The 24256-nt window shown below is 69.3% G+C and carries 19 protein-coding genes; 8 read left to right on the top strand and 11 right to left on the bottom strand.

What is annotated here, in order from left to right; all coding sequences use genetic code 11:
• Window position 1 precedes the first annotated feature (1 nt).
• Complete coding sequence (locus ABZU76_RS08145; RefSeq protein WP_354866319.1) at window positions 2-3718, bottom strand: nitrate reductase subunit alpha; 3717 nt, start codon at window positions 3716-3718, stop codon at window positions 2-4.
• A gap of 181 nt (window positions 3719-3899) precedes the next feature.
• Between ABZU76_RS08145 and ABZU76_RS08140 the strand changes: the two genes are divergently transcribed.
• Entirely contained in the window at window positions 3900-5171 is a 1272-nt protein-coding gene (locus ABZU76_RS08140) for an MFS transporter (RefSeq protein WP_354866317.1), read from the top strand.
• A 221-nt stretch (window positions 5172-5392) separates the two neighbouring features.
• Here ABZU76_RS08140 and ABZU76_RS08135 read toward each other — a convergent pair whose 3' ends face one another.
• Both ABZU76_RS08135 and ABZU76_RS08130 read right to left on the bottom strand, forming a co-directional pair.
• Window positions 5393-6313 carry an NAD(P)H nitroreductase gene (locus ABZU76_RS08135; protein WP_354866315.1) on the bottom strand — a complete coding sequence of 307 codons (921 nt, stop codon included), beginning with the start codon at window positions 6311-6313 and terminating at the stop codon, window positions 5393-5395.
• Between the two features lie 501 nt (window positions 6314-6814).
• Window positions 6815-7756: a trypsin-like peptidase domain-containing protein gene (locus ABZU76_RS08130; protein WP_354866313.1), complete on the bottom strand. Its 942-nt coding sequence runs from the start codon at window positions 7754-7756 to the stop codon at window positions 6815-6817.
• 495 nt (window positions 7757-8251) lie between these two features.
• Between ABZU76_RS08130 and ABZU76_RS08125 the strand changes: the two genes are divergently transcribed.
• Window positions 8252-8395: a hypothetical protein gene (locus ABZU76_RS08125; RefSeq protein ID WP_354866311.1), complete on the top strand. Its 144-nt coding sequence runs from the start codon at window positions 8252-8254 to the stop codon at window positions 8393-8395.
• Window positions 8396-8763: 368 nt separating this feature from the next.
• Window positions 8764-11490: a bifunctional YncE family protein/alkaline phosphatase family protein gene (locus ABZU76_RS08120; RefSeq protein ID WP_354866309.1), complete on the top strand. Its 2727-nt coding sequence runs from the start codon at window positions 8764-8766 to the stop codon at window positions 11488-11490.
• 274 nt (window positions 11491-11764) lie between these two features.
• On the opposite strand, the gene ABZU76_RS08115 is transcribed toward ABZU76_RS08120, so the two are convergent.
• Window positions 11765-12103 carry a hypothetical protein gene (locus ABZU76_RS08115; RefSeq protein ID WP_354866307.1) on the bottom strand — a complete coding sequence of 113 codons (339 nt, stop codon included), beginning with the start codon at window positions 12101-12103 and terminating at the stop codon, window positions 11765-11767.
• 9 nt (window positions 12104-12112) lie between these two features.
• Window positions 12113-12577 carry a VOC family protein gene (locus ABZU76_RS08110; RefSeq protein ID WP_354866305.1) on the bottom strand — a complete coding sequence of 155 codons (465 nt, stop codon included), beginning with the start codon at window positions 12575-12577 and terminating at the stop codon, window positions 12113-12115.
• Window positions 12578-12635: 58 nt separating this feature from the next.
• On the opposite strand from ABZU76_RS08110, the gene ABZU76_RS08105 reads away from it, so the two are divergent.
• Window positions 12636-12932 carry an SDR family oxidoreductase gene (locus ABZU76_RS08105; RefSeq protein ID WP_354866793.1) on the top strand — a complete coding sequence of 99 codons (297 nt, stop codon included), beginning with the start codon at window positions 12636-12638 and terminating at the stop codon, window positions 12930-12932.
• Between the two features lie 161 nt (window positions 12933-13093).
• On the opposite strand, the gene ABZU76_RS08100 is transcribed toward ABZU76_RS08105, so the two are convergent.
• From ABZU76_RS08100 to ABZU76_RS08090, 3 genes are all read right to left on the bottom strand, one after another.
• Entirely contained in the window at window positions 13094-13522 is a 429-nt protein-coding gene (locus ABZU76_RS08100; RefSeq protein WP_354866303.1) for a nuclear transport factor 2 family protein, read from the bottom strand.
• A gap of 79 nt (window positions 13523-13601) precedes the next feature.
• Complete coding sequence (locus tag ABZU76_RS08095; protein ID WP_354866301.1) at window positions 13602-14021, bottom strand: aldehyde dehydrogenase family protein; 420 nt, start codon at window positions 14019-14021, stop codon at window positions 13602-13604.
• A 189-nt stretch (window positions 14022-14210) separates the two neighbouring features.
• Window positions 14211-14582, bottom strand: a complete 372-nt coding sequence (locus tag ABZU76_RS08090) for a carboxylesterase family protein (protein ID WP_354866299.1) — start codon at window positions 14580-14582, stop codon at window positions 14211-14213.
• 181 nt (window positions 14583-14763) lie between these two features.
• On the opposite strand from ABZU76_RS08090, the gene ABZU76_RS08085 reads away from it, so the two are divergent.
• Window positions 14764-15438, top strand: coding sequence for a hypothetical protein (locus ABZU76_RS08085; RefSeq protein WP_354866297.1), 675 nt, complete (start codon window positions 14764-14766; stop codon window positions 15436-15438).
• A 296-nt stretch (window positions 15439-15734) separates the two neighbouring features.
• Here ABZU76_RS08085 and ABZU76_RS08080 read toward each other — a convergent pair whose 3' ends face one another.
• Window positions 15735-16874 (bottom strand): LuxR C-terminal-related transcriptional regulator, encoded by a 1140-nt coding sequence (locus tag ABZU76_RS08080; RefSeq protein ID WP_354866295.1) that lies wholly within the window; start codon window positions 16872-16874, stop codon window positions 15735-15737.
• Between ABZU76_RS08080 and ABZU76_RS08075 the strand changes: the two genes are divergently transcribed.
• The 3 genes from ABZU76_RS08075 to ABZU76_RS08065 all read left to right on the top strand — a co-directional run bounded on the left by ABZU76_RS08075 (window position 16873) and on the right by ABZU76_RS08065 (window position 20788).
• Window positions 16873-17292, top strand: a complete 420-nt coding sequence (locus ABZU76_RS08075) for an ester cyclase (protein WP_354866293.1) — start codon at window positions 16873-16875, stop codon at window positions 17290-17292. The two genes, ABZU76_RS08080 and ABZU76_RS08075, sit on opposite strands and share 2 nt — an antisense overlap.
• Before the next feature lie 592 nt (window positions 17293-17884).
• On the top strand, window positions 17885-18760 hold the full coding sequence (locus tag ABZU76_RS08070) for a DUF3592 domain-containing protein (RefSeq protein ID WP_354866291.1): 876 nt from the start codon (window positions 17885-17887) through the stop codon (window positions 18758-18760).
• A 753-nt stretch (window positions 18761-19513) separates the two neighbouring features.
• Entirely contained in the window at window positions 19514-20788 is a 1275-nt protein-coding gene (locus ABZU76_RS08065) for a flavin-dependent oxidoreductase (RefSeq protein ID WP_354866289.1), read from the top strand.
• A 4-nt stretch (window positions 20789-20792) separates the two neighbouring features.
• Here ABZU76_RS08065 and ABZU76_RS08060 read toward each other — a convergent pair whose 3' ends face one another.
• Window positions 20793-21269, bottom strand: a complete 477-nt coding sequence (locus ABZU76_RS08060; RefSeq protein WP_354866287.1) for a cupin domain-containing protein — start codon at window positions 21267-21269, stop codon at window positions 20793-20795.
• A gap of 77 nt (window positions 21270-21346) precedes the next feature.
• Entirely contained in the window at window positions 21347-24070 is a 2724-nt protein-coding gene (locus ABZU76_RS08055) for a BTAD domain-containing putative transcriptional regulator (RefSeq protein ID WP_354866285.1), read from the bottom strand.
• Window positions 24071-24256 lie beyond the last annotated feature (186 nt).

Raw genomic sequence — 24256 nt, 5'->3', positions numbered from 1 at the left:
GTCAATACTCCACCTTCTGGCTGCGGCGGCGCCGGATCACGGTGACTTCGTCACGCTGGTTGCCGGTCGGGCCGAGGTAGTTGAACGCAAACGAAAGCTGGGCGTAGCCGCCGATCAAGTGCGTCGGCTTGACGAGGATCCGGGTGAGCGAGTTGTGGATGCCGCCGCGGCGCCCGGTGTGCTCGGACTTCGGGACGTTCACCACGCGCTCCTGGGCGTGGTAGACGAACACCGTGCCCGCCGGGATGCGGTGGGTGACGATCGCCCGCAGCACCATGACACCGTTGCGGTTGACCGCTTCCACCCAGTCGTTGTCCCCCACGCCGATGGCGGCCGCGTCGGTCTCACTCAACCAGACGACCGGGCCGCCGCGGGAAAGGGACAACATGAACAGGTTGTCCTGGTACTCCGAGTGGATCGACCACTTCGAATGCGGGGTCAGGTACCGCACCGTCACCGAAGCACCGTTCTCGTCGCCGGGGCCGGGCGCGCCGATCGCCGGCTCGCCGAACAACCGCTGCATGTCGAGCGGGGCCCGGTAGACCGGCAGGGTTTCGCCCATCTCGTGCATCCAGTCGTGATCGAGCAGGAAATGCATCCGGCCGGTCAGGGTGTGCCAGGGCTTGCGCCGCTCGACGTTGATCGTGAACGGCGCATAGCGGCGTCCGCCGGTCTCGCTGCCCGACCACTCCGGGCTGGTGACGACCGGGACGGGACGGGCTTGGGTGTCGGCGAAGGAGATCCGTTTGTCCTCGCTGCCGGCGGCGAGGTCGGCGAGCCGGACGCCGGTGCGGCGCTCGAGCTGTTCGAAGCCCTGTACGGCGAGGCGGCCGTTGGTGGTGGCCGACAGCGCCAGGATCGCCTCGGCCATCTTCGCGTCGGTGTCGATCGCCGGCCGGCCGTCGCCGACGCCGCCGAGCATCACGCCGTTCTTCGCCGCCAGGTGGGCGATCTCCTCGTCCGGGTGGTACGTGACGGCCTTGGTGGTCATGCCGAGCCGGTCGACGAGCGGGCCGAGGGCGGCCATCTTGTCGACCACCGCCGGGTAGTCGCGTTCGACGACGACGAAGTTCGGCATCGTGCGGCCCGGGATCGGCTCGGTTTCGCCGGCGCGCCAGTCCAGCGTCGTGCCGCCCGGTTGGGCGGTCTCGCCGGGGGTGTCGTGCTGGAGCGGCACGGCGACGACGTCGCGCCGGCTGCCGAGGTGGACGGCGGCCAGCTCCGAGAAACGGCGGGCGATGGTGTGGAACGCGTCGAAGTCGGTGCGCGACTCGAACGGCGGGTCGATCGCGGGCGAGAACGCGTGCACGAACGGGTGCATGTCGGTGGTGTTGAGGTCGTGCTTCTCGTACCAGGTCGCGGCCGGGAGTACGACGTCGGACAACAGCGTGGAGCTCGTCATCCGGAAGTCCAGCGACAGCAGCAGATCGAGCTTCCCCGCCGGCGGTTCGTCGCCCCGCCACCGCACGTCCTGCGGCCGGCGTTCCGGCGGGGTCTGATCCGCCTGAAGGTTGTTGTGCGTGCCGAGCAGGTGCTTGAGGAAGTATTCGTCGCCCTTCGCCGAGGAGCCGAGCAGGTTGGCTCGCCACAGCGTGAGGCACCGCGGCCAGTTCTCCGGCGCGTCGGGGTCGTCGATCGCGAACTTGAGCGTGCCGTTTCGCAGCCGCGTGGCGACGTGCGCCGCGACGTCCTGAGTACCGGCCTCGTCCGCGAGAGCGAGCGGGTTCACGTCGAACTGCGGGTAGGACGGCATCCAGCCGAGCCGGGCGGACTGCGCGATGGTGTCCATCGTGTGCTTGCCCGCCAGCTTGCCCTCCGCGAGAGGAGAGGTGAGCGCGTCGGCACGGTAGCCGTCGTAACGCCACTGGTCGGTGTGGGTGTACCAGTAAGCCGTGCCGATCATCTGGCGCGGCGGGCGCTGCCAGTCGGTGGCCATCGCCATCGTGGCCCAGCCGGTCACCGGGCGGCACTTCTCCTGCCCGACGTAGTGGGCCCAGCCACCACCGTTTCGGCCCATCGAGCCGGTGAGCATCAGCAGAGCGAGCACGGCCCGGTACGTGGTGTCGCCGTGGAACCACTGGCAGATCCCGGCTCCCATGATGATCATGGTCCGGCCTTCCGACTCCTCGGCATTGGCCGCCATCTCCCGGGCGACCCGCACGACCTGCCCGGCCGGGACCGACGTGATCGCCTCCTGCCAGGCGGGGGTGTACGGCTCGGTCGCGTCGTCATAGCCGGCGGGCCAGGCGCCCGGCAGACCGTCGCGTCTCACGCCGTACTGGGCGAGCATCAGGTCGAACACCGTCGTGACGAGCTTCCCCGCGACGCGCCGGACCGGCACGCCGCGGTGCAGCACCCCGCCGGAGCCGTCGAGGGCGTCGAAGCGGGGGAGCAGCACCTCGACAGAGTCGACCTGCGGTCCGTGCATCGTCAGCTGCGGGGCGACGTCGCCGAGGTCGAGGTTCCAGCGTCCCGTGCCGCTCTCGGTATAGCGGAATCCGAGGGAACCGTTGGGCACCACGGGTTCGCCGGTGGCGCCGTCGATCAGCACGGTCTTCCAGTCCGCGCCCTCGGAGTCGTCGCCGAGCGCGGTCGCGGTCAGGAACTTCCCGGGGACGTAGGCCCCGTCGCGCTCGGTCAAGGTGACCAGGAATGGCAGGTCGGTGTTGCGCTGCACGTAGTCGACGAAAAATGGGACCCGCCGGTCCACGAAAAACTCCTTCAGCATGACGTGGCCCATCGCCATCGCCAGTGCACCGTCGGTACCGGGCTGGGCGGGCAGCCACGTGTCGGCGAATTTCGTGTTGTCGGCGTAGTCCGGTGACACCACGACGACCTTTTGACCCTTGTAGCGCGCCTCGGCCATCCAATGCGCGTCCGGCGTGCGCGTCACGGGGACGTTGGACCCCCACATCAGGAGGTAGGTCGCGTTCCACCAGTCGCCGGACTCGGGCACATCGGTCTGGTCGCCGAAGACCTGTGGCGAGGCCACCGGGAGGTCGGCGTACCAGTCGTAGAACGACGTCATCGCGCCGCCGATCAGCTCGATGAACCGCGATCCGGCGGCATGGCTCACCATCGACATCGCCGGGATGGGTGAGAAGCCCGCGATCCGGTCCGGGCCGTACGCGGCGATGGTGTGCACGTGGGCCGCAGCGACGATCTCCGTGGCTTCGTCCCACGAGACCCGCACGTGGCCGCCCTTGCCCCGGGCGGACTGGTAGCGCTGCCGCTTGTCCGGGTCGGAGGTGATCTCAGCCCACGCCGCGACGGGGTCGCCGAGCCGGGCCTTCGCCTCGCGATACATCTCGACCAGGACGCCCCGGGCGTAGGGGTAGCGGAGGCGGGTGGGGGAGTAGGTGTACCAGGAGAACGCCGCTCCGCGTGGGCAGCCGCGGGGTTCGTACTCGGGGGAGTCCGGGCCGACCGAGGGGTAGTCGGTCTGCTGGGTCTCCCACGTGATGATCCCGTCCTTGACGTAGACCTTCCAGGAGCACGACCCGGTGCAGTTGACTCCGTGGGTCGAACGCACCACCTTGTCGTGGCTCCAGCGGTCGCGGTAGAAGACGTCGCCGTCGCGGCCGCCCTCTTTGAACACCGCCCGCAGGTCGCCCGAGGTCTCGCGCCGGGTGAAGAACCGGCCGGTCCTGAGCAGGGCATCGGCCAGCGGGCCGTCCGTCCCGGGCTGAGGCCGGGCATCCTTCGGTCGTCGCGCCACCTGCGCCTCCCACGAGTCCGAGCTCAGTGGAAACGATGTCAGGGACGGACGCCTCGAAGCTACGCCGAAGGTCCTTCATTCAGAAGTCCAACGACCATTCCCTGTCCTGGCGGGTCATGGCGACGATGAACGCGACGTCGTCCCGGCGGCTGGGCGACCGTCCACACCGGAGGAGCCGACCGTGACGAAATCCACGCCCCGACGGCAAAATCACGTTACCTCCGAGCGACCGGACGACCACGCCGGGCTGATGCTCGCGATGGCCACGGCCGGCTTCGCGGTCACGTTCTGGGCATGGGCTCTGCTCTCGCCCCTGGGCGCGACGCTGCGTGAACAACTGCACCTGTCCTCGGTGCAGCAGGCAATCCTGGTCGCCCTGCCGGTCATCGTCGGTTCACTCGGGCGGATCCCGGTCGGCGCGCTCACCGACCGCCTCGGCGCCAGGCTCATGTTCCCGGTCGTCGCCCTGCTCACCGCGATCCCGGTGCTCTACCTCGGGCACGGCGCCAGTTCGCTGACTGGGTACCTCGTCGGCGGCTTCTTCCTCGGCCTCGGCGGCACCACCTTCGCGATCGGCGTCCCGTTCGTGAACTCGTGGTACCCACCGCGACGCCGCGGACTGGCCCTCGGGATCTTCGGCGCGGGGATGGGCGGGACCGCCATCTCGGCGTTCTCCACCGTCCAGCTGGCCAAGGCCTTCGGGAGCAGCTTCCCGTTCGACTTGGTCGCCGGCCTCCTCGTGGTTTACGCCGTGCTCGCGTTCGCCGTGTTGCGGGACCGCCCGGGTCGCCAACGTGCCGCGGGGACTTTCCTCGGCAGGCTGGGTTCTGCCCTGCGGATGCCGGCGACCAGCCAGCTCGCCGCGCTGTACGCGGTGGCGTTCGGCGGGTTCGTCGCGTTCAGCGTCTACTTGCCCACCTATCTGGTCACCTCGTTCGGTCTCGACCGTGGAGACGCAGCTCTGCGCACCGCCGGCTTCGTAGTGCTCGCCGTCGCGATGCGGCCGGTCGGTGGCTGGCTGTCCGACCGCGCGGATCCGGTGAAAATCCTCGTCGCGGCCTTCGTGGTGGTCGGCATCCTGGCGCTCGCCGCCGCATTCGAACCGCCTCTGATCCCGGTCGGCACGCTGCTCTTCCTCGGCATCGCCGGTGCCCTCGGCACCGGAACCGGCGCGGTGTTCGCGCTCTTGGCGCGATTGGTCGCGCCGGGCGAGGTCGGTGCCGTGACCGGAGTCGTCGGAGCGGCCGGTGGTCTGGGCGGCTTCTTCCCGCCTCTGGTCATGGGCGTCGTATTCGGCGCGACCGGCTCCTACCTGCTCGGCTTTGTGTTGCTCGCCGCGACCGCCGCCGCAGCCGCAGCCTTCACGGCGACCGTCGTCCGGCGGCGAGCTCGGTGTCCGGTCGCCGACCAGTCCTCGCCGGACACACCGCCACAGACCGGGCACAGAGCATGATGGCGTAGCCGCTTCTTCCAGCTCGCCTTGGTGCTGGGGATTTCCTGGACGCATATCCATGCCGTTGCTTCCCCGGCGAGCGCGACGCGGACCCCGGCCGGCGCGTCCCTTGAGCCGGTTGATGCCACATTTCATCGTCTGCCGTTGCTGGTCGATCACAGGGTCGAACGACAGTGGGCGACCGCCCGTCAATCCTTCTTGTGGCGCGGTGGGCATCCTGGTCAGCACGGAGGCGCTTCGAGTGGTTGCAGGACGTCGGTCAGCGCGCGGCGCGGTGTCTGTGGCAGCGCGGCGGCGGTGAGGGGCGCCCATCCGAGGCGCAGCAGTACCTGGGGACACAGGCTTCCGGTCACGCGGGCACTGACCTCTCTAAGCGTCGCCGCGTTGCGCAGTGGCTGGGTGAGGGCGCAGGAGGCGAGCCCGAGCGCGGTCGCGGCGAGCAGCGCAGCGCTGGTGGCTTCGCCGGCGCGTAAGCGCGACCTTCGATCGTCACCAGGAGTGCTCAGGACGAGCAGCACGGCGTTGTCGCGTTCGGTCCGAGCAGACAGCCGCGTTCCTGCGGCGGCGCCCGCGACGTCGGAGCTGAGGGCGACGACGGGTCGTGGAGTTACACGCTCTGAAGGAGGGTCCGCCCAAGCCGTTTCGATCGCCTCGGCCAAGTGGCGCCGGGCCGCCGAGCGGGCCATCTTGAGCTGCGCGCCTTCCTTGGCCACCGTGGCCGCGAGCGTGTCGAGGTACCAGGGTGACAGGGCAGGTCCGGTATGAGTTCGGCGATCGCTGCGCCGCTGGAGGATGGCTGCGGCCAGGGTGAGCTCGTTCGCAGTCGGATCACTCGGATGCGGAGTGACGACGGCCAGGTGGTCGGGTTGTGCCGGGTCGGGTATCCGGTCGACGTCGGTGGCCCAGCCGAGGGCTGCGAAGGCGACTCGGAGGTGGTGCAGGGCCGCGCCGCAGCTGAGCACCGTGTCGCGATCGTCGGCGTCTGTGGTGGGGGATTGACGCTGCGGGTCGGCGAACAGGTGCAGTGTTCGGTACCCGATGCGCCAAGACCACGGCTGGGTGTTGCGCGCCGACGGTGCGCGGACGGCGGCGGCCACGGCGGTCTTGACCGTGACGGCGTCCGGAATTCGTCGCTCAGGCATGGCCCCCCTCACCCTCGTCTCGTTCCCTCGACTCGAGTGCACCCCGCCCGGACGGAAGAACGAAAGAGTCGAAAGACCATGCCATCGGTCACGACGCGGCTGGCGTCACTATCGCCGGCTCAGCTGCGGAAGCCCAGGACACCCTGCTGGCTCGGGTCGGTCGTGTGGCCGGCAGGTGCGGGCTCGGCCCCTGGCTGGGGTCCACGACGCGGCGTCGCACCCCCGGCCTGCACCGGGAGGAGGTGGCCGCCCGCGCGGGCATCTGCACCGACTACTACACCCGACTGGAACAGGCCCGCGCCCCGAAATGGACGTCGTCGGTACTGCGCGGCCCGACCGTAAAGGGTGCGTTCCGCTGGGGTCGCGCGCACGAGGTTGAGCCCCCTCGTGCCGGAGCAGCTCGGTGAATCGGCCGAGCCCGTCGCCAGAGGACGTTGTGCCGGTCTCCGCGTTGATCCGCGACTTCGTGAGTGCTCCCCGTGCTCCCCGTGCTCCCCGGGGTCAGTCGGGGAGTTCAGTGGGTAGGGCGATTACGTCGACGAGGGCGCCGTTGCGGAGCACGGTGACTTCCATCTGCCGGCCGATGGCGTCGGAGAACAGGCGTTTCTGGAGTGATTGGGCGTTGGGGAGCTGGGTGCCGTCGACGGCGAGGACCAGGTCGGCCGGCTTCAGTCCGCTGCGGGCGGCGGGGCTGTCTTCTACCACCTCGATGATGCGCAGGGCGGTGCGCTGTGCGAATCGTTCGGCTTGGGCCGGTGTCAGGGGTGCCGGGGCGGTGACCAGGCCGAGGTAGGCGCGGCGGACTCTGCCGTCGTGCATCAGTGCGTGGATGATGCGGTCGGTTGTGGCGTTGATGGGGACGGCGAGCCCGAGGCCGAAGCCTGCGACGGCGGTGCTGATGCCGATGATCCGGCCGTGGCTGTCGGCCAGTGCGCCGCCGGAGTTGCCGGGGTTGAGCGCGGCGTCGGTTTGGATGACGTTCTCGATCAGCCGCGCGGCGGTGCGGGTGCGAGCCGGAATGCTGCGGCCGAGCGCGCTGACCACTCCGGCGGTGACGGTGCCGGCCAGGCCGAGAGGGTTGCCGACGGCGACGACGAGGGAGCCGACGAGAAGGTTGTCGGCGTCGCCGTATTCGGGTGGGGTGGGGATTTCCCGGTCGGCGCGGATCACGGCGATGTCGGAGAGCGGATCGCTGCCGACGACGTTGAAGCGTGCTTCGGTGCCGTCGGTGAACTCCGCGGTGCCGTGGTTGCCGCCGGAGATGACGTGGGAGTTGGTGATCAGGTGGGATTCGGTGGTCAGCACGACGGCCGACCCGGTGGACTCTCCGCTGCGAGAGCGGACGGTCAGTGCCGCGACGCGCGGTGTGAGCTGCGCGGCGACGGAGGTGACGATGGCCGAGTAGGCGTCCAGTGGGTCGGGTTCCGCCTTGTCGTTGTTCATGCTCTACCAACGCGTCTCGCCGTGTGTCCGATTCCGTGGTTCACCGTCAGCGAACTGTGCCTTGCGGTGAGTGGAGGCCCGTGTCTCCTCCCCGCCGCAGCGCCGCGGGCGACACGGGCCACCGGCCCTGGGTCGCCGTCCTGAGGGCCGACAGGGCCCAGCGCCGGCGATCAGACGATGACCGGAGCATCTGCGGGCGGCCCGCGCAGTTGGGCTTTGGCGCCCTTGAACCTCGCGACGTTCTGTGCGAACAGCGTCCGGATCGCCGAGAACGTCGCCTCGACCACGCGATTGTCGGTCGGGTGTCCTTGCGTTCGAACAGGCGCACGGTCGCCCCGGGCAGCACGCTGGTGTGGTCGGCGAAGCCTTCGATCGCGTGGGCGGGGCGGGGTGGGTGTTTCCCAGCCTGGTGTGGCCTGCTGCTGGGCAACAGCGGGAGAGGTCGCCCCTGCGGTCGGCGTTGCGGTCGACGACGGAGCCGAGGCAGGCGACGCGGTGCAGCCGGCCGTCAGCAGCAGCGCGGCCAGCATCGCGCCGCACGACACCTGGAACGCCTTCACCTGCTGCGGCGGCGGCAAGCCGAACACGTTGCAGGCGCTCAAGGAGGTCAGTTACGCGATCGTCGTCCGGCAGGCCTGAAGCCGCCAGCGACCAATCGCCGAAAAAGCAAAGTGATGAGTCAAACAGGTAATCTGGAAGTTAAACAGGTAAGCTATGGGCAAATTGTTGGCTCGTCGAAAAAGTTGTGGACGGGCACTGTGCTCGATCGGCGGTCGAGTTCACACGGGCAGCGGCCATACCTAACGGGAATCATCGATTTAGCCGTATTGTTTGGTTTGCCGCCTTTGAATGTGACAGGTACTCGTCTGACCCTGTTCTGATGGCGTGCCGTAACCCGCTGGCCATCCCTTTACTCCGCCAGAGCAATCGCGCGTTCGGTGCCGCGCCGTCTTGGGGTTGTTTAGTTCCCGGAGTCCCCTCCGAACATTTGTTCTGTGAAAGGATCGATGGTGCAAGTTCAACGACGACGGTCTGCAGCGCGCAAGCGCTGGACGATCGCCGGCTCTGCCGTGGTCATGCTCACGGTCGGCGGCGTCGCGTCCGCCGCGGTGGCCCACGTCCCGGACAACCCGTTCGGCACGAGCATGCTCGGCCGGCACGACGCGGCCGGGCGGATCCTGACGTCGGACAACCACTGGATCTCCCCGTTCGGAGCGCGTGCGGCCACGTTCTCCGCGCAATCGATCGGTAGCGCCATCAGCCCGGACGGCTCGAAGGTGGCGGTGCAGACGGGCGGCACCAACTCCGGCACGCCGTCGATCACCATCCTTGACGCCGCAAGCGGTTCGGTGCTGCAGACGTTCGGGGGCACCGGTGTCGCGGCACCGGTGTACTCGCCCGACGGCTCAGCCCTGTATGCCGCCACCACTGCCAGCGTCCTGAAGTACGCAGTCGGCTCCAACGGCATGATCACCAACCCGACCGCGCCGGCGAAGCTCGCGCTGCCGGGCGGGTCGTTGCCGTACGGGCTGACGCTGTCGGCCGACGGCGCGAAGCTGTACCTCGCGCTGAGCGGCAGCAACAAGCTCGGCGTGGTCGACACCGCCACGAACACGCTCACCGCCCAGGTGGCGGTGGGGAATGCGCCGCAGGCCGTCACGATCGTCGGGAACAAGGCGTTCGTGTCGAACCGCGGTGGCCGTACCGCCGTCGCCGGCGACACGACCAACAAGTCCGACGGCACGAACATCGTGTCCGACCCGGTGACCGGTGCTTCGACAACCGGCACCGTATCGGTGGTGGACCTCGGGACCAACACGGTCGTCGACACCGTCAACGTCGGTCTCCAGCCGACGTCGCTGACCCAGCACGACGGCGCCGTGTTCGTGACCAATACCAACAGCGACACCGTCTCGGTCATCGACGCGGCCACGCACCAGGTGACGCAGACCGTCAACGTAGAACCGCTGCCGGGTATTCAGGTCGGTTCGTCGCCGAACTCGATCGCGTTCACCGACGCGAAGCACATGCTGGTGAGTGTCGGCCGCGACAACGCGCTCGCGCAGTTCGAATACGACGGCCCCCGCAGACCGGTGAAGTACCAGGGCCTGATCCCGACCGACTGGTACCCCAACCAGGTGCAGTTCGACGCCAGGCTGGGCAAGGTCATCGTCAGCAATCAGCAGGGCATCGGCACCGACGGCGCTCCGCAGAGCTATGCCTACAAGGGCACGCTGACCTCCTTCGCCATGCCGGACGGCCGGCAACTCGCCGACACGACCCGGCAGGTGTTCAGCAACAACGCCTGGGACCGCCCGGCGCAGGCGGGGAACGAGCAGTCGGACGCCAACGGTCACGGCCGGCTGACAGCGATCCCGCGGCAGCACGGTGAGACGTCGCCGATCAAGCACGTGTTCATGATCATCAAGGAGAACCGGACCTACGACCAGATCCTCGGCGACCTGGGCAAGGGCAACGGTGACCCGTCGCGGACCAGCTTCGGTGCCGCTGTCACGCCGAACGAGCACAGCATGGCGAACACGTTCACGACGTTCGACAACTTCTACGACAACGGCATGCTGTCGGCGGACGGCCACAACTGGCTGACGCAGGCCGAGCCCAACGACTACCTGGCACAGGACGCGGCCAGCGCCTGGGCCCGGAGCTACCCCTACAACGCCCGGGACGCGCTGGCCTACCAGCGCGACGGGTTCATCTGGGACGCCGCCGCACGCGCCGGCAAGTCGGCGCGCAACTACGGCGAATACGAGGCCATCGCCAGCGGAACCCCCGGCTCGTGGCAGCAGTACTACGCGGACTCGCAGATCCTCGAGGGCAAGGCCACCGGCAACCTCCCGGTGGCGATGGACGCGTACAAGTCGTACTCCGACGTGCCGTCGAACAACGCCATCAGCAACCCGAACTTCCCGCAGTTCAACCTGGCCATCCCCGACCAGTACAAGGTCGACGTCTGGGAGCAGGACTTCAAGAAGGCCGAGCAGACTGGTGATCTGCCGGCTCTGACGACCATGTCGCTGCCCAACGACCACACCGGTGGACCCGCGACCCCGCGGGCCCAGGTCGCCGACAACGACCTGGCCGTCGGCCGGATGATCTCCGACATCTCGCACAGCCGGTTCTGGAAGGATTCGGCAGTGTTCGTGTTCGAGGACGACACCCAGGCCGGCACCGACCACGTCGACGGGCACCGCGCGCCGTTCTTCATCGCCAGCCCGTACGCCAAGCGCGGCGTCGTCAACAGCGAGTACTTCACGCAGGTCAACGCGGTGAAGACGATCGAACAAATCCTCGGGATGCAGCCGCTGAACCAGGAGGACCGCGCCGCGACGCCGATGTTCAGCGCGTTCACCGATACGCCGAACGTCACCCCCTACACCACGGTGGCCAACCAGATCCCGCTCACCGAAGGCGTGAGCAACCTGATCCCGGTGACTCCGGCGACGGGTTCCCCGTCGGCTCAGGCGAGCGTGGCCCCGGCCGCCCCGGCCGACCAGCAGCAGACGGCGGACGCCTGGGCCCAGTGGCATCAGAACGTGGCGATGCCGAAGCTGACCGGAGAACACGCTCAGGTCGACGGAGTGAACCAGCCGCAGCTGGGCCGGTACGACTGGTACACCTCGACCGGGTGGACCAAGCCGTTCCCCGGCGATAACAAGATCCTTCGGCCTGACGAGGTTCCCGGCCGCTACCTGTTCAACGACGACAACCAGTAAACAGTCTGCCGTAACCGGGTGTCGGCCGGGGCCCGCAGTTGGGCTTCGGCCGACACCTCTGCGCACAATGAGCAGGGTGCCTGACGTCCGATCTCGCGATGCGGCGTGAGCCGAGTCGAGGCTGCCGCGCAGCTGCATCGCGGCCTCGGCGACGCGCGTGCGGGTCGCCAGCACATCGTCGGTGCGTTGCCGGCTCGTAGTTGCGCGGCCGCAGGGCCTGCCGCCACATGTAAGCCGGGATCGGGTAGGTGCTGATTGCCCTGGCCGGGATCGTTTACGCCGGAAGGGCGTCTCCGGGGAATCCGTGGCACGGGAGAACCTCGCAGCGCATCATCCCGGCTCGCACGCAGGGGTCCTCGGCCATGATCTCCGTGGCTTCTTCGGCGGGCACGGTCATGATCGCGACGCCGGCCATAGTGTCCGAGGCGACGGGGCACAGGATCGCGATCACCCCCTCCGCGCGCAGCGACACCATCCGTCGCTGGTGTTCGAGTTCGATTGCGTCCGCGCCGTCCGTGGTCCGCTCCGGCCCCCACTGAAGGAGCGCCAAGCTGTAGGGCTTCGCGGTCGTGGCCAGAGCCTGGATCTGTTCGTCGGTCACGGTCGTGCTCATGATGTCTCCTTACTCCTCGATGCGCTCAGCCAACGAGACGATGATTCCTTCGGGTCCGCGGATGTAGGCCATCCGCCACACGCCCTCGTATTCGCCGATGCCGCCCACCAGGCCATAGCCGTCGGCTGCGGCCTGGTCGACTGCGGCGTGCAGGTCGTGCACCTCAAAGGCGACGTTGCGCAGGCCCAGCTCGTTGGCCGGCGCGGCAGGCGAACCCGGCAGAGGGTCCGGCCGCGTGAAGCTCGAGAGCTCCAGCGTTGTACCTCCGTTGGGCGGTCGCAGCATGACGATCTCGGTGCGGGCGCCGGTCATGCCGATCACCGTGTCCAGGAACTCGCCCTCGACGGCCATCTTCGGGTCGGCCTCCAGTCCGAGGCCGACGAAGAACGCGGTCACGGCGTCGAGGTCGGCGACGGTGATGCCGACATGGTCGAAGCGCCTTACGAAGGTCATCGGATCCGATCGCGACGTCATGACCACCACCCTAACGAGGATTGAGGACTGGTGATGCCATTCCGGAGAAACCGCATTCATCGAGACCGATACTGCCGAACGTGGTCTCAACCAAACTGACTCCACACCGGACGGGAAAGGACAGCGGTGGATTCACGTCAACTGCGTGGCCCCGGGCGTGATCCGCACGGCGCGCGTCGTCGCGCAGTCGAGCCGCACGGGGATCGTCAGCGACGCGGCCGCCGCCACGATTCCGCTGGGACGCCAAGGGGAGGCGGCGGACGTCGCCGACGCCGTCGAGTTCCTGTTGTCGCCCATGGCGTCTTATGTGACAGGTCAGACGCCGGCCGTCAACGGCGGCGCGGTGATCCACTAGCGTGGCGCATACGGTCCGGGGCAGCCCGAGCAGGGCTTCGCCGGACCGTATGTCCACAAAGGAGTTACAAGGACCTTGGGGCCGCGTCACGGCGGCCCAAGGGGATGCGGGCGGAGAGCATTTCCCGACGCCCGCGCCCTCGGTGGGTGGCGCGCGGCAGGCTAGCTCCGCGCCGCCTTCCGTGATTCTGCGACACGCCGTAGCTCGACGATGTCCCACCAGAAGGGCCGGATATCGGTGATCTTGCCGTCCTCGATCCAGAAGAACTCCGCGAGGAGCATCGACCACCGCTTGCCCTCGCCGTCGAGCCCGGTCGGCTCGCACAGCGCGACGACGCGGTTCGGTCCGTCGGCGATGATCTCGTGGTACTTGATCCCGTCGGCGCCCAGTGTGCCGAAGATCTCCAGCCTCGCGGCGTTGGCGGCCTCCCCGGTCCACGTGCCCGGAACCGGGAACCCGTCCGGCAAGGTCACACGATAGTTCCGGTCCCGCACCTCGAACAGTGCCTCGAGGTCGTCCCGGGCTGCGAGCTCGTAGGCCTTCTGCACGATGGCGCGATTGCGCTCCTCAACCGTCCGGTGCTCACTCATTTCACTCTCCATTCCAGTTGTGGCGACGGTGGTGCCCACGACGCCGACCGGTTCGCGAACGAGCAGGCCGTACCCATCGTCAGCGGGGTCCACCTCCTCCTATGGGGAAGTCGGCTGCCAGCCCGGCGTAGAACTCGAAGCCTGAGGCGCCGAGTTCGCCGACGCCCCGCGAGACGGCGTGCAGCACACCGCTCTCGCGCGGCCGGAGCTCTGCCCAGTCGTCCGAGCGCCGTCGGAGCTCGGCGGCGAACGCGCGCAGGTAGCCGGCGCGCTCCTCGTGGCTCATCCGCGGCCAGGGCCCGCGGTCGAAGGCCTCGCGCGCCGCGGCCACTGCGCGGTCCATGTCGGCCTGGCCGGCGTCGGGGACGGTGAGGTACCCCGGTTCGTCGGTCGGGTCCAGTAACTCGATCTGCGCGGTGCTCACCGGGGGGACCCATTCGCCGCCGAGGAAGACGCGGTCCGGGTGGCGGAGCGGCATCACCTTGTCTTGCGGGCTCATCGTGTCACTCCCTGAGCTTTGTTGATCAGCACCGTCCCGAAGATAAAACGGGGCACGGACTTCGCGCCGCGGGTGTTTCCACGCGGTGGAAACGCCCGCGGATCGCGTGTCTCACCGGGCACGGGTCTGCTGCTTCGAGAGAGGCTGTCCATGGGGGACGCTCGGCCGCCGTCGTTGAGCTCGCTCGACTCAGGCGAAACTCGCCTTGCGCGGTGGCGCGGCCGCCTTGGTCGCGGGCGTGTGTGCGGAACGCGACTTCGAGGACGCCGTCGCGACCGGACCGAACCGCCACTTCGGGGAGATCGCGGCGACCAGTTCGCTCGCGCCGACGACACGGAGGGGTCGCACGTGCACCCGCAGCCGGCGCGCCAGCTGCTCGACGGAGTCGGCCGCGGCGTCGGTGGGGCCGGTGCACAGGGCTCCACTGTGGAACAGCACCTGGCGGAACAGGCCTTCACTGGAGCCCATCACCCCGTGAAGACCGGCTGCGACCGTGCCCGCGGAGTCCCCACCCAGGGTGACACGGGCAGGGTCGCCACAAGAGACATACAACCGCGGCACTATGTCTGCTTTGTCGCGATAGGCCGCTGACCTTCAGCAACGCCGAGTCTGCCGAACGGACCAACAGCTGTTCCGGTTGGTTCAGACCGTCCACCAAGACGTTACAAAGCCCCGGTAACGAACATCAGCAGTCCGTCGATTCAGTGATCGACATCGCCGTTGCCCTCTTGAAGGACTGCTCGTGACCGAGGATGTACCGGAATTCGTGGAGACACCCATCGTCGCCGCACCACCGCGTCGCTCCCGCTGGGGTTTTCTGGCGATGGGCGCTGCGATCGGTCTTGTGGTCGGTGCGGCCGGCGTTGGCGCGCCGTGGTTCCTGAGCGCGCACGACTCCGGCGTGGTCAGCGGACTGCCGCTCAAGGCGCCGGACACGCTGGGCGGCGTCGACCGGGCAGATGTCTATCCGGTCAAGGTCAAAGACGACTACGCCCACCGCCAGTTCGCCCAGCGCAACGCCACCAACGACCGCGAGAACGGCAACCGCATCTCCGCCGCTTACGGGGCACCGGCATTGGTACAGACCTACACCGCTGTGGACTTCACGCACTCGTTTCAGATCACCGCGGTACGGGCGCACGCCCCGGGGCTGGCGATCCCGTACGAGGACAAGGACAGCGGCCTGGCTGGCCCCCTCAACGAACTCCGCCAAGTCGGCGACGTGTCCTGCGTTCTGCACAACAACCTGGCGCCGTCCGAGCAGCTCTCACCGGACAAGACGTCGGTCGTGGTGTGCCAACGAACGGATGCCGTCCTGACGATCCAGCTCAAGCCCCTCGGCGACGACACGAAGGAATACAACGACCCGGCGGCGTGCGCAGCGATGATCAACGAAGCGTGGGCGAAGCTGCACTGAGGGTGCCACACATCGGCAACCGCTCGGTTACCACGGTGGTCAACGCCTCGAGCCGCTCCTCATGAACTCCAACAGTCTTCAACGAGTATCCACGCACTCGATATCTGCCGTCAGAGACGTCCGACCCACCGCGCGCCCTGCAGCTGCGATCGATCAGCATTGACCTCAGCCGCCCCTCGGGCAGCGAAAATGTTCCAATTCGCGAGCTTGACCCCGCCGCTCAGAACTCAGGAGCTGATCAAGTCGCGTCGGCAGGAGCGTGAGGAGTTCGTCGACGGACGCACGCGATGGCCCGGTCAGGGCGGTGGCGGGCTCAGCAGGAGGGCGACGAGGTCGCGTCGGCTGCGGACGCCGATCTTGTCGAAGACGGCCTTGAGATGATCTTGCACGGTGTGCGCCGAGATGTGCAAGGTCGCGGAAATCGTGCGGGTCGGGTTGCCGCGCAGTACGAGGGTGGCAACCTCGGCCTCGCGTGCGGTGAGTCCGTGCGCGGAGAGCATGAGTGGCACGGCGGCGCGGGGCTCCACGGGTTCCGCGACGACGGTGATGTGCGCGGCGTCGGGCGGCCCGGCAAGGCGGGAGGCGTGCAGGTTGAGCCAGGGGCCGGCGCGGGTGCGGACCCGGGTGCTGGGTAGCGGGCCCGCGGGGTGCCGCTCGAGGCCGCGAAGGGCCGCCGCGACGCTGTAGACGGCGACGGGCAGCGGTAGCTGGCCGGGCTCGAGCAACGAGAGCAGGTGCTCGGCCTCCGGGGTCATAGCGATCGTGCTGAGGTCGTCGGCGAGTAGCACGACTCCGGGCCGTAATGCGGGGTCGGCGGCCGGGGAGCCCGGCAGCAGCATGGTGTTGCGCAGTGCCTGGGCGATGTGTGGGGAAACGCGGGCGAGGGTGGCCGCTTCTGTCGCGGTGAAGCCAAGTTCATGGTCTTCGCGATGCAGGCACAGGTAGCCCCAGCACTGGCCACCCGCGATCAACGCGGAACGCAACTCATCGCCGAGACCGAGCGGGCGCATGATCTCGCGGTAGCGTTCGCTGGCCGGTCGGTCGCGGCGGGTCGTGGAGTCCAAGCTGGCCACCGGCCGCGCGGCGGTGGCCAGGGTGGCGAACTTGTTCACGTCGTCCCGGCCGAACTCGTTATCCAGGAACAACTGCGTCACCGTGCCGAGCGGCTCGTCCGGCCATGCGCCTGTGAACAGCAGCGTCTCCGGATCCGCCGTCGCCAGGAATGCCGCGTCGTTCGGGATCAGCCGGCGCAGCGCCCGGAGCACCTCGCGCCGCACGCCCTCGCGATCCATGCCACAGTGACACAGTCGAAGGAGGTCCTGCTCGGCGCGGCCGGATCTCGCCATGTCCACAGTGTCACTCGCGAGCGGCGGAAATGGAAATCCCAAATCGTTGGGATGGTTTGGGTACCGGTTGGGCCAGACGATGAGCGGCATGACTACAGAACAGAACAAACATCTTGTAGACGCGTTCATCCAGGAACTGTTCACCAAGGGCGACCTCAGCGCCGTCAATCGCTACCTGGACCCGAGCTTCGTCAACCACGACCCGCCGTTCCCCGGCGCCCCGGAGGGACCCGAGGGCATGCGCATGGCAGCCGCCATGTTCCGGCAGGCCCTGCCCGACTGGCACAGCGACCTGGACCGGCTCATCGCGGAGGGCGACATCGTGGTCGAGGCGTTCACCGCGAGCGGCACGCACCGTGGCGAGCTGATGGGTGTGCCCGGCTCCGGCAAAACCTTGACGCTGCGCGGCATCAACGTCTTCCGGATCTCGGGTGACCGGATCGTCGAGCGCTGGGGCCGGCTCGACGACCTCGGGCTTCTCCAGCAGCTCGGGCTGGCTGATGGGTAGCAGGCGAGGCCGAGTTGGTGAGCGGCGTTCCGAAGCTCAGACAGTTCGACAATGCGGAATGGCGCCGGGTCCACGCGGGCAGTTCGCACCGTTGGCCGAACACGTTCGGCGTGGACGCGGTCGAGGTACTGGACGAGCTGGACGACGCCGGCGACACGCAGCGGGCGTTCGCGGCGAAGCCCGGCCAGGCGAGCACCCGTTCGGTGTAGTACGCGCTGAGCCGGATCCGTTCCCATTCGGTCACCGAGAGCGGCCCCGGTTTTGTCGAGGCCGGTCGTCGGCACGCCGTACAGGCCGATGTTGTGGAGCGGGCCGGCCCGCGCAGCGCCGTCACGCCGTGGGCCGGCAGCCCCATCGCCTGGGCGGCTCAGCCGGCCGGCTCGCCGACCGCGCGGGAGTGCCCTGCCCCGCCACGTGCTCCGTCGCGCAGTCCGCGCCGTCGGGAACCCAGCACGCCGGAACGCGCGAGTGGTGACTGGCGAGCCTCAGGAGAACACGCTTGCCGCGGCCCGCGAGTTGCCCAGGGGCGAGGTGTTTTCAGTCCCACTGTTTTGCGTGGTACGCAAGGGTTTCCCGGTCGTACGCTCGACGGATGGGACTGGGGATGGACGACGGCGGAGGAAGCGATAGAGCGCGGGGGCAGGACTTCGGCGACGGGGAGCCACGGTGGGCGACCCGTCGCGCGCGGCCGGTCGGCAAGCGCGAGCGGCGGTTCAGGACCGCCCGCGAGGTCGTCGGCCCGGCTGACTCGGCCGGCTCGATCGGCTCGATCGATCTGGCCGCCGAGATTCCGCGATTGCGGACGCGTGCGTTGCGCATGCTGGCCCTGGCGGCTTCGTTCGTGGTCCTGTTCGTCGCGGCCATCGTCGCCCTCGGGGTGCTCCGGCAGCGTTCTGAGGATCTGCTGAAGACGGGGAGGCAGGCCAACGGAGTGGTGGTCACGTTCGCCCACGCCGACCGCGGCAACTCGTCGATGTCGGTGGACTATCGGGCCGGCAGCGAGTCGCGCCGGGCCCGCGTGGTCGTCGACAGTGGTCGTCACTACCTGCCGGGCCAGGCGGTGACGGTGTTCTACGACCCGGCCGATCCCGCGCGGGTACGCACCACCGAGGAGCGGAACAACGACGACAGCTGGGTCCTCGTCATGCCGCTGCCGCTGTTGCTCGGCGGAGTAGTCGGGTCGGCGGGGACGGCGTTGGGCTGGTGGCGCCGGTACCGGGGAGTCTGCCGCACCGGCTGGCAGCCGGTGACGGCCACGGTGGTCGGTTTGACCCGGTACACGCTGTACCTGGAGGTGCGCCACCGCGGAGGGTGTACGCCACTCGCGGCGGACAGCAACCACCTGCGGTTCCTGGGCGGCGGCGACCGCCCGGTCTGGCTCGGCGGTAAGGGCCGCTACCCGGTCCTGCTGGTTCCCGAAGGTAAGCGTGGCGCTCCCTCCGCGATCCGACTCCGGGTGCGGCCGTGAGGCGGGGAACGGAACCGCTGCGAAGGCCAAACGAAACGCGCGCTGCCGCCCGACGCTTGCCCCGGTGCCAGGTTTTCTGGATCCCGGTGTTTTCCTGATGCGCGGGGAATTCTCCGGTCGTACGGCGGATGGCACCCTCGTCGAGCGATCGCTGCGGTGTACCTGGGGGAGCAGGCGAAGCTGCTGTCGTGGTTCCCGCAGCGGCTCGACTGAGGCTGTGGCCATCGCCATTTGATCACCATCTGACGACAGAAACCTGCCCGGCATGCAGGAACAGGGCTTCTGACCTTCGGTTTCAGTCGGCGCGCGGTAATGGGCTGGCACTAGTGACCGCTTCCGTGTCTGGGAAGTGCGGCACATCGCTTGACCTGGCCAAACGAGCGCCACCGCAGGTCATGGGTTCAGGTTCCTCCCCGCAGGGGCGGGTTCGGCGCTGCTGCCTCGGGTTGTCGTCGCAGGGGGATCACCATGTTTTCTGGCGGGCTGGGTGGGCACGCCGTCGATGGGCTGCTCTCGCCGCGGGTAAGCCGCCGGAAGTCTTTCAGACCTGCACGGCATCACCATTTCCTGGCCGGACGGAGCTCCGGCGAGTCGCAGAACCCCACTCGAACGGCCCCGAGATGCCCAATCTCCATCCAACGGCCAATTGACAGCCAAGATCGTTGAGAATTGGGTCCCGGGAACTCGGCTCGGCGCCGACCCGCCACCGCACCACCACCACTCGGGGGGTGGTGTGGATCTCCCGTCTCAGTGATGCTGGCACTCGACGTCGAACCAGGGGAGGTGGCCGTGAAGGTCGTCATCGTCGGAGCGGGGATCGGGGGGCTGACCGCGGCGTTGCGGCTGCACCACGAGGGCATCGAGTGCGTCGTCCACGAGCAGAGCGAGCGGATCTCCGAGCTGGGTGTCGGGATCAACGCCTTGCCTCACGCGGTCAAGGAGCTCGCGGCGCTGGGGCTGCTCGACGCGCTGGACGAAGTCGGGATCCGCACCCGCGAGCTGTTCTACACCCACCGGCTCGGGCAGGTGATCCTGCGCCGGCCGTGCGGGCTCGACGCGGGCTTCACGCTTCCCCAGTTCTGCCTGCACCGGGGCCGGCTGCAGGGCATGTTGCTGCGCGCGGTCCGGGACCGGCTCGGCCCCGACGCGGTGCGGACCGGGCACCGGCTGACCGGGTTCGACCAGGATGCCCACGGCGTCCGCGCGTATTTCGCTGACCGGCGAAGCGGCACGGAGATCACGGTTCCCGGCGACGTCCTGGTGGCGGCCGACGGAATCCACTCGGCCGTGCGGTCGCTGCTGTTCCCGGCGGAGGGCCCGCCCCGCTGGAACGGCGTCATGATGTGGCGCGGCGCCACCGACTGGCCGGAGTTCGACGGCGGACGGTCGATGATCGTCGCCGGCGGCACCGCCGCGAAGCTGGTGATCTACCCGATCGCCCCGGGCCGGAGCACGGGCACCCGGCTCACCAACTGGGCCGTCTGCATCCGCACCGGGCAGCCCGGCGCCGCCCCGCCGGAGCGCCAGGACTGGGCCAAACCCGGCGACCGGGCCGAGCTCGCCCGCTACCTCGGACGGTTCCGGTCGCCGGTGGTCGACCACGTCGCGCTGGTCGAGGCCACCGAGGAGATCTTCGAGTTCCCGATGTGCGACCGCGACCCGCTGCCCGCCTGGTCGCACGGACGCGTGACCCTGCTCGGCGACGCCGCCCACCCGATGTACCCGATGGGCTCCAACGGCGCCGGCCAGGCGATCCTCGACGCCACCAGCCTCGGCCACAACCTGGCGCGCCACGCCGATCCCGCCGAGGCGCTCGCGGCGTACCAGGCCGATCGCCTCGCGGCCACCGGCGAGATCGTGCTCCGCAACCGCCAGGGCGGGCCGGAGAACGTGATCGACGAGGTCGAACGTCGTGCTCCGGACGGCTTTTCCCGCCTCGAAGACGTGATTGACGCGGCGACGCTCGAGGCGATCGTCACCGGCTACGCACAGGCTTCGGGGGGCTCGCAGCAGCAGGTGAACAAGTGAGGGTTCAGGCGCCCTCCACCGAACCAGGCGGCAGGAAGTTGACATCGTGCAGCGCCGACACCCGGACGACCTCTTCCGGGTCCTCGAGGTTGTGCAGCTTGTCGAACAGTTCGGCGAGCCGCCCGGCCGGGCTCACCCAGAACAGTCCGCGGGTGATCCCTTCGCTGCGGTTGTAGTACGCGTGGGGCAGGCCCTTGGGCATCCGGACCGTGTCACCGGGGCCCGCGGTTTCCCACGCGCCGTCGAGGTAGAGGGTGAACACGCCTTCCAAGATGTAGATGTGCTCGTCCTGCGTCGGGTGCACGTGCGGCGGGACGCCGGTTCCGGGCGGGTCGAGGGTCTCGAACGCGAAGCTCGATTCGCTCGCCGCCTTCATGGAGTAGGTGTGCCCGAGCACGTTCCACACCTTGTTGCGCATGCCCTCCTGGGCGAGCGTGATCCCCTTGGGTAGGGGACCGAGCACGATTTCCTCGCCGGTCATGACACCTCCTGGCCGATGGTTGCCTCAGCTACGCACTCTGCGCCACCGCGGTCCTGATGTACAACCGCCGGAGGGATCTACCGGTCGTGCTCGGCGTCGGCCAGCCGCTCCTGCACGCGGGCGTGGCGGAACTGGTAGACGCCGCCGGCCTGCCGCAGGACACCGCGGCGGTGGGCGTCGTCGAGGAAGTGCATGAGCCGCCAGGGAAGCCGGCCGGTCGCGGCGAGCCAGAGGTGGTGGACGAAGTAGTTCCCCCAGGCGCGCGTCACCAGCACCGCCAGGCCGATGCCCCCGCCGAAACACACGCCGACCACGAACGGCAGCACCGGGTCCGTCGCCGGAGGGAACACCTGGCCACCGGCGATCGCGCCCGCGAGGCCGTAGCACACAGCGGCGACGCCACGGGCCATGAAGAACCCGAACAACGCTCCTGCCAGCCCGCCGGCGATCGCGAGCGCCAGGTCGAACCGGCCGCCCAGCACCGGGAGGAACCGCGTCTGCGCGGTGAAGGCGAACGCGATCCCGTCGAACAGCCCCCCGGACACCAGGAAGGAGACGGACAGCGCGACCGCACCGGTCCGTTCGTTGCGCAGGATCGTCGCCGGGCTCGACACCCGGCTGGCGTCGACGGGTTTCGCGAGCCACACGTGCACCGCGAACACCACGCCGAACACGAGCGCCAGGAAGACGACCAGCCCGGGGGGCAGCGACCAGCCCAGCCCGAGCAGGACGCCCACCACGGCGCCGACCGCGAACCGGCCGGCGAACTTGCCTGCGGCGCCGGCGAAACGCAGTTCGGTGCGCAGGGGCTCCGGCGGGCGCCCGAAGCGGTGGGTCAGGTAACCGGCGCCGCCGAACGAGAGGGCGTAGATCGCGGCGAGCGCCGGCCCGTCGGACAACCAGCCGGTGGCGAGGAAGAACAGCGCGATCAGCACACCGACCAGTCCGGCCCGGGTCCCGGCGGGAACCGCCCGGTGGAGCTGCCACCAGGCCAGGTCGCGGCTGCGTGCCCGCTCGAGGTGCCGGGCCAGGAAACCCAGCCAGCGGTTCGCCTGTGCTGCCGTGTACCGCCCGGACGGGCTGGTCTTCGGGTTCCGCCCCGGTGGCTGTGGCACCTGCGCGTAGGCGTGGGGGAGGAACGAGTCGAGCAACTGTGCTTCCAGCGCCGCCGCGTCTTCCGCGGCGAGCAGCTCCCCGGGATCCTCGCCGGGGCGGCCGTAAACGATCCGCGCGAGGTCGACCATCAACGGTGTCCGCAGCACGCGCCCCAGCGGCCCGTCGGGGTCCCGGCGCAGCCGCTCGGCCACCGGACGCCAGCGTTCGGACCCGGCGCTTTCCCGCGCGGACAGGTAGGTGATCGCCTCCTGGCGGCTGACGGGTTCGAGCCGCACCACGGTGGCCGAGCTCATCACGGTGCCGGACTCGCGCGTCACTTGCTCGTACTCGGCGGAGCGGCAGGTCAGGACCAGTGCGCGGCCCACGGCCATGGTCTGGTCCAGTGCGTCGAGCGCCGCGACGCGCAAGTCGGCCGGCATCTCGTCGAGCCCGTCGAGGACGGGGACCACGTGGCCGCCGAGGACGAGCCGGGTGGGCGCGTCGGGCCCGTACTCGCGGGCGTTGAGCAGGGCCGGGTGGTTGTCGGCGAGCCGCCCCGCCAGCCACCGGTCGAGATGTTCGCGCCGCGGGTCCCACGAAGCCAGCGACAACAGGACGGGTACCGGGGCGCCCGGGGCCCGGGTACGCAACAGCTCCAGCGTCAGCACCAGGGCGAGCACCGACTTTCCGGAGCCGGGATCGCCGAGCACGACCAGCTGCCGCACGGGCAGCTCCGAATAGGTCTCCGCGATGTCGTCGAGGTCGCCCCGCAGAGCCGGCTTTCCCGGTCGCGCGCCGGCCGACCACCGCAGGGTGATCGGCTGCGGCCGGTGCAGTGAACGCAGCTCGGCCTCGGCCCGCCACTGCCACGTGACGGCTTCGGCCAGCTCCGTGACCGCATGGCCGAAGTGGTGATCCGGCGGGGATTCCGGCTCGGGCTCGGGGACGGGGGTGACGGCAACCGCAACGGTGGGCGTGGCGTCGGCCAGGATCTGCTCGTGGAGCCGGCGCAGGTCGGGGTTCGGGTCCACGCCGAGCTCGTCGGCCAGCCGCCGGCGCAGGCCGTGGAACAGCGTCGAGGCCTCGGCGTAGCGGCCTTCCTCCGCGAGCGCGCGCATCAGCAGCAGGTGGGACGATTCGCGCAACGGGTGCTCACCGCAGAACGCGCTCAGCTCGCGGACCACCTCGCCCGGTTCGCCGAGCCGCAGCTGCCATTCCGCGCAGAGCTCGACGGCGTCGGCGCGCTGTTCGTCGAGCAGCGCAGCCCGGCCGGCCAGCGTGGTCGTCCGCAGCCCGTCGAGCGCCGGGCCACGCCAGAGGGCGAGCGCGCAGCGGATCTCCTCGACGGCGCCGACGAGCTTCACTTGCACGGCGAGCCCCCGCGCGGTCGCGACGTGGCGGCGGAACCGGAGCGAGTCGAGGTCGTCGGCGTCGGTCTGCAGGCGGTACCCGGGCCCGTCGGTGACGATCACCCCGCCGGTCTCACCGAGCCGGCCCCGCAGCGCGGAAACACAGTTGCGCACCTGCTTCACCGCCGTCGTCGGTGGCTCGTCCTCCCACAGCGCGTCGATCATGCGCTCCACCGGAACGACCGAGTTGGGACTGAGCAGAAGGGCGGCGAGCGCCCGCTGCTGACGCGGGCTCACCAGGAGGACCCGGTCCCCGTACGCCCGCACTTCCAGCGTCCCGAGAATCCGGAACCTCATGCACATCCCCCCTCGGTCTCAAGGCTAGCGCCCGGCGCGCGATCCGAAACGCGCAGGTTGGAGCCGCAGATATCGAGGCGAGGACGAAACGAGGACGGCGTAGGCGACTCTGGGGACACGGCGAACGAGGGGGAACGCCGGGGGAGACCCGGTGGCGGGCGCGTCGTTTTTGGGGGTCGCGCCCAC

This window comes from Amycolatopsis sp. NPDC005232 (genome assembly GCF_040607795.1).
In the GTDB taxonomy this organism is placed as follows: domain Bacteria; phylum Actinomycetota; class Actinomycetes; order Mycobacteriales; family Pseudonocardiaceae; genus Amycolatopsis.
Note: the sequence above shows the minus strand (reverse complement) of the source record. Positions and strands in the feature narration are given on the sequence as shown.

Bases quoted from the DNA above. Each gene is read 5' to 3' on its own strand.
- ABZU76_RS08110 (WP_354866305.1), bottom strand. From the start codon at position 12,577: ATGACGTCGCGATCGGATCCGATGACCTTCGTAAGGCGCTTCGACCAT.
- ABZU76_RS08135 (WP_354866315.1), bottom strand. From the start codon at position 6,313: ATGCCTGAGCGACGAATTCCGGACGCCGTCACGGTCAAGACCGCCGTG.
- ABZU76_RS08095 (WP_354866301.1), bottom strand. From the start codon at position 14,021: ATGAGCCCGCAAGACAAGGTGATGCCGCTCCGCCACCCGGACCGCGTC.
- ABZU76_RS08080 (WP_354866295.1), bottom strand. From the start codon at position 16,874: ATGCCGCTCATCGTCTGGCCCAACCGGTACCCAAACCATCCCAACGAT.
- ABZU76_RS08120 (WP_354866309.1), top strand. From the start codon at position 8,764: ATGGTGCAAGTTCAACGACGACGGTCTGCAGCGCGCAAGCGCTGGACG.
- ABZU76_RS08060 (WP_354866287.1), bottom strand. From the start codon at position 21,269: ATGACCGGCGAGGAAATCGTGCTCGGTCCCCTACCCAAGGGGATCACG.
- ABZU76_RS08130 (WP_354866313.1), bottom strand. From the start codon at position 7,756: ATGAACAACGACAAGGCGGAACCCGACCCACTGGACGCCTACTCGGCC.
- ABZU76_RS08070 (WP_354866291.1), top strand. From the start codon at position 17,885: ATGGGACTGGGGATGGACGACGGCGGAGGAAGCGATAGAGCGCGGGGG.
- ABZU76_RS08115 (WP_354866307.1), bottom strand. From the start codon at position 12,103: ATGAGCACGACCGTGACCGACGAACAGATCCAGGCTCTGGCCACGACC.
- ABZU76_RS08065 (WP_354866289.1), top strand. From the start codon at position 19,514: ATGCTGGCACTCGACGTCGAACCAGGGGAGGTGGCCGTGAAGGTCGTC.
- ABZU76_RS08100 (WP_354866303.1), bottom strand. From the start codon at position 13,522: ATGAGTGAGCACCGGACGGTTGAGGAGCGCAATCGCGCCATCGTGCAG.
- ABZU76_RS08075 (WP_354866293.1), top strand. From the start codon at position 16,873: ATGACTACAGAACAGAACAAACATCTTGTAGACGCGTTCATCCAGGAA.
- ABZU76_RS08055 (WP_354866285.1), bottom strand. From the start codon at position 24,070: ATGAGGTTCCGGATTCTCGGGACGCTGGAAGTGCGGGCGTACGGGGAC.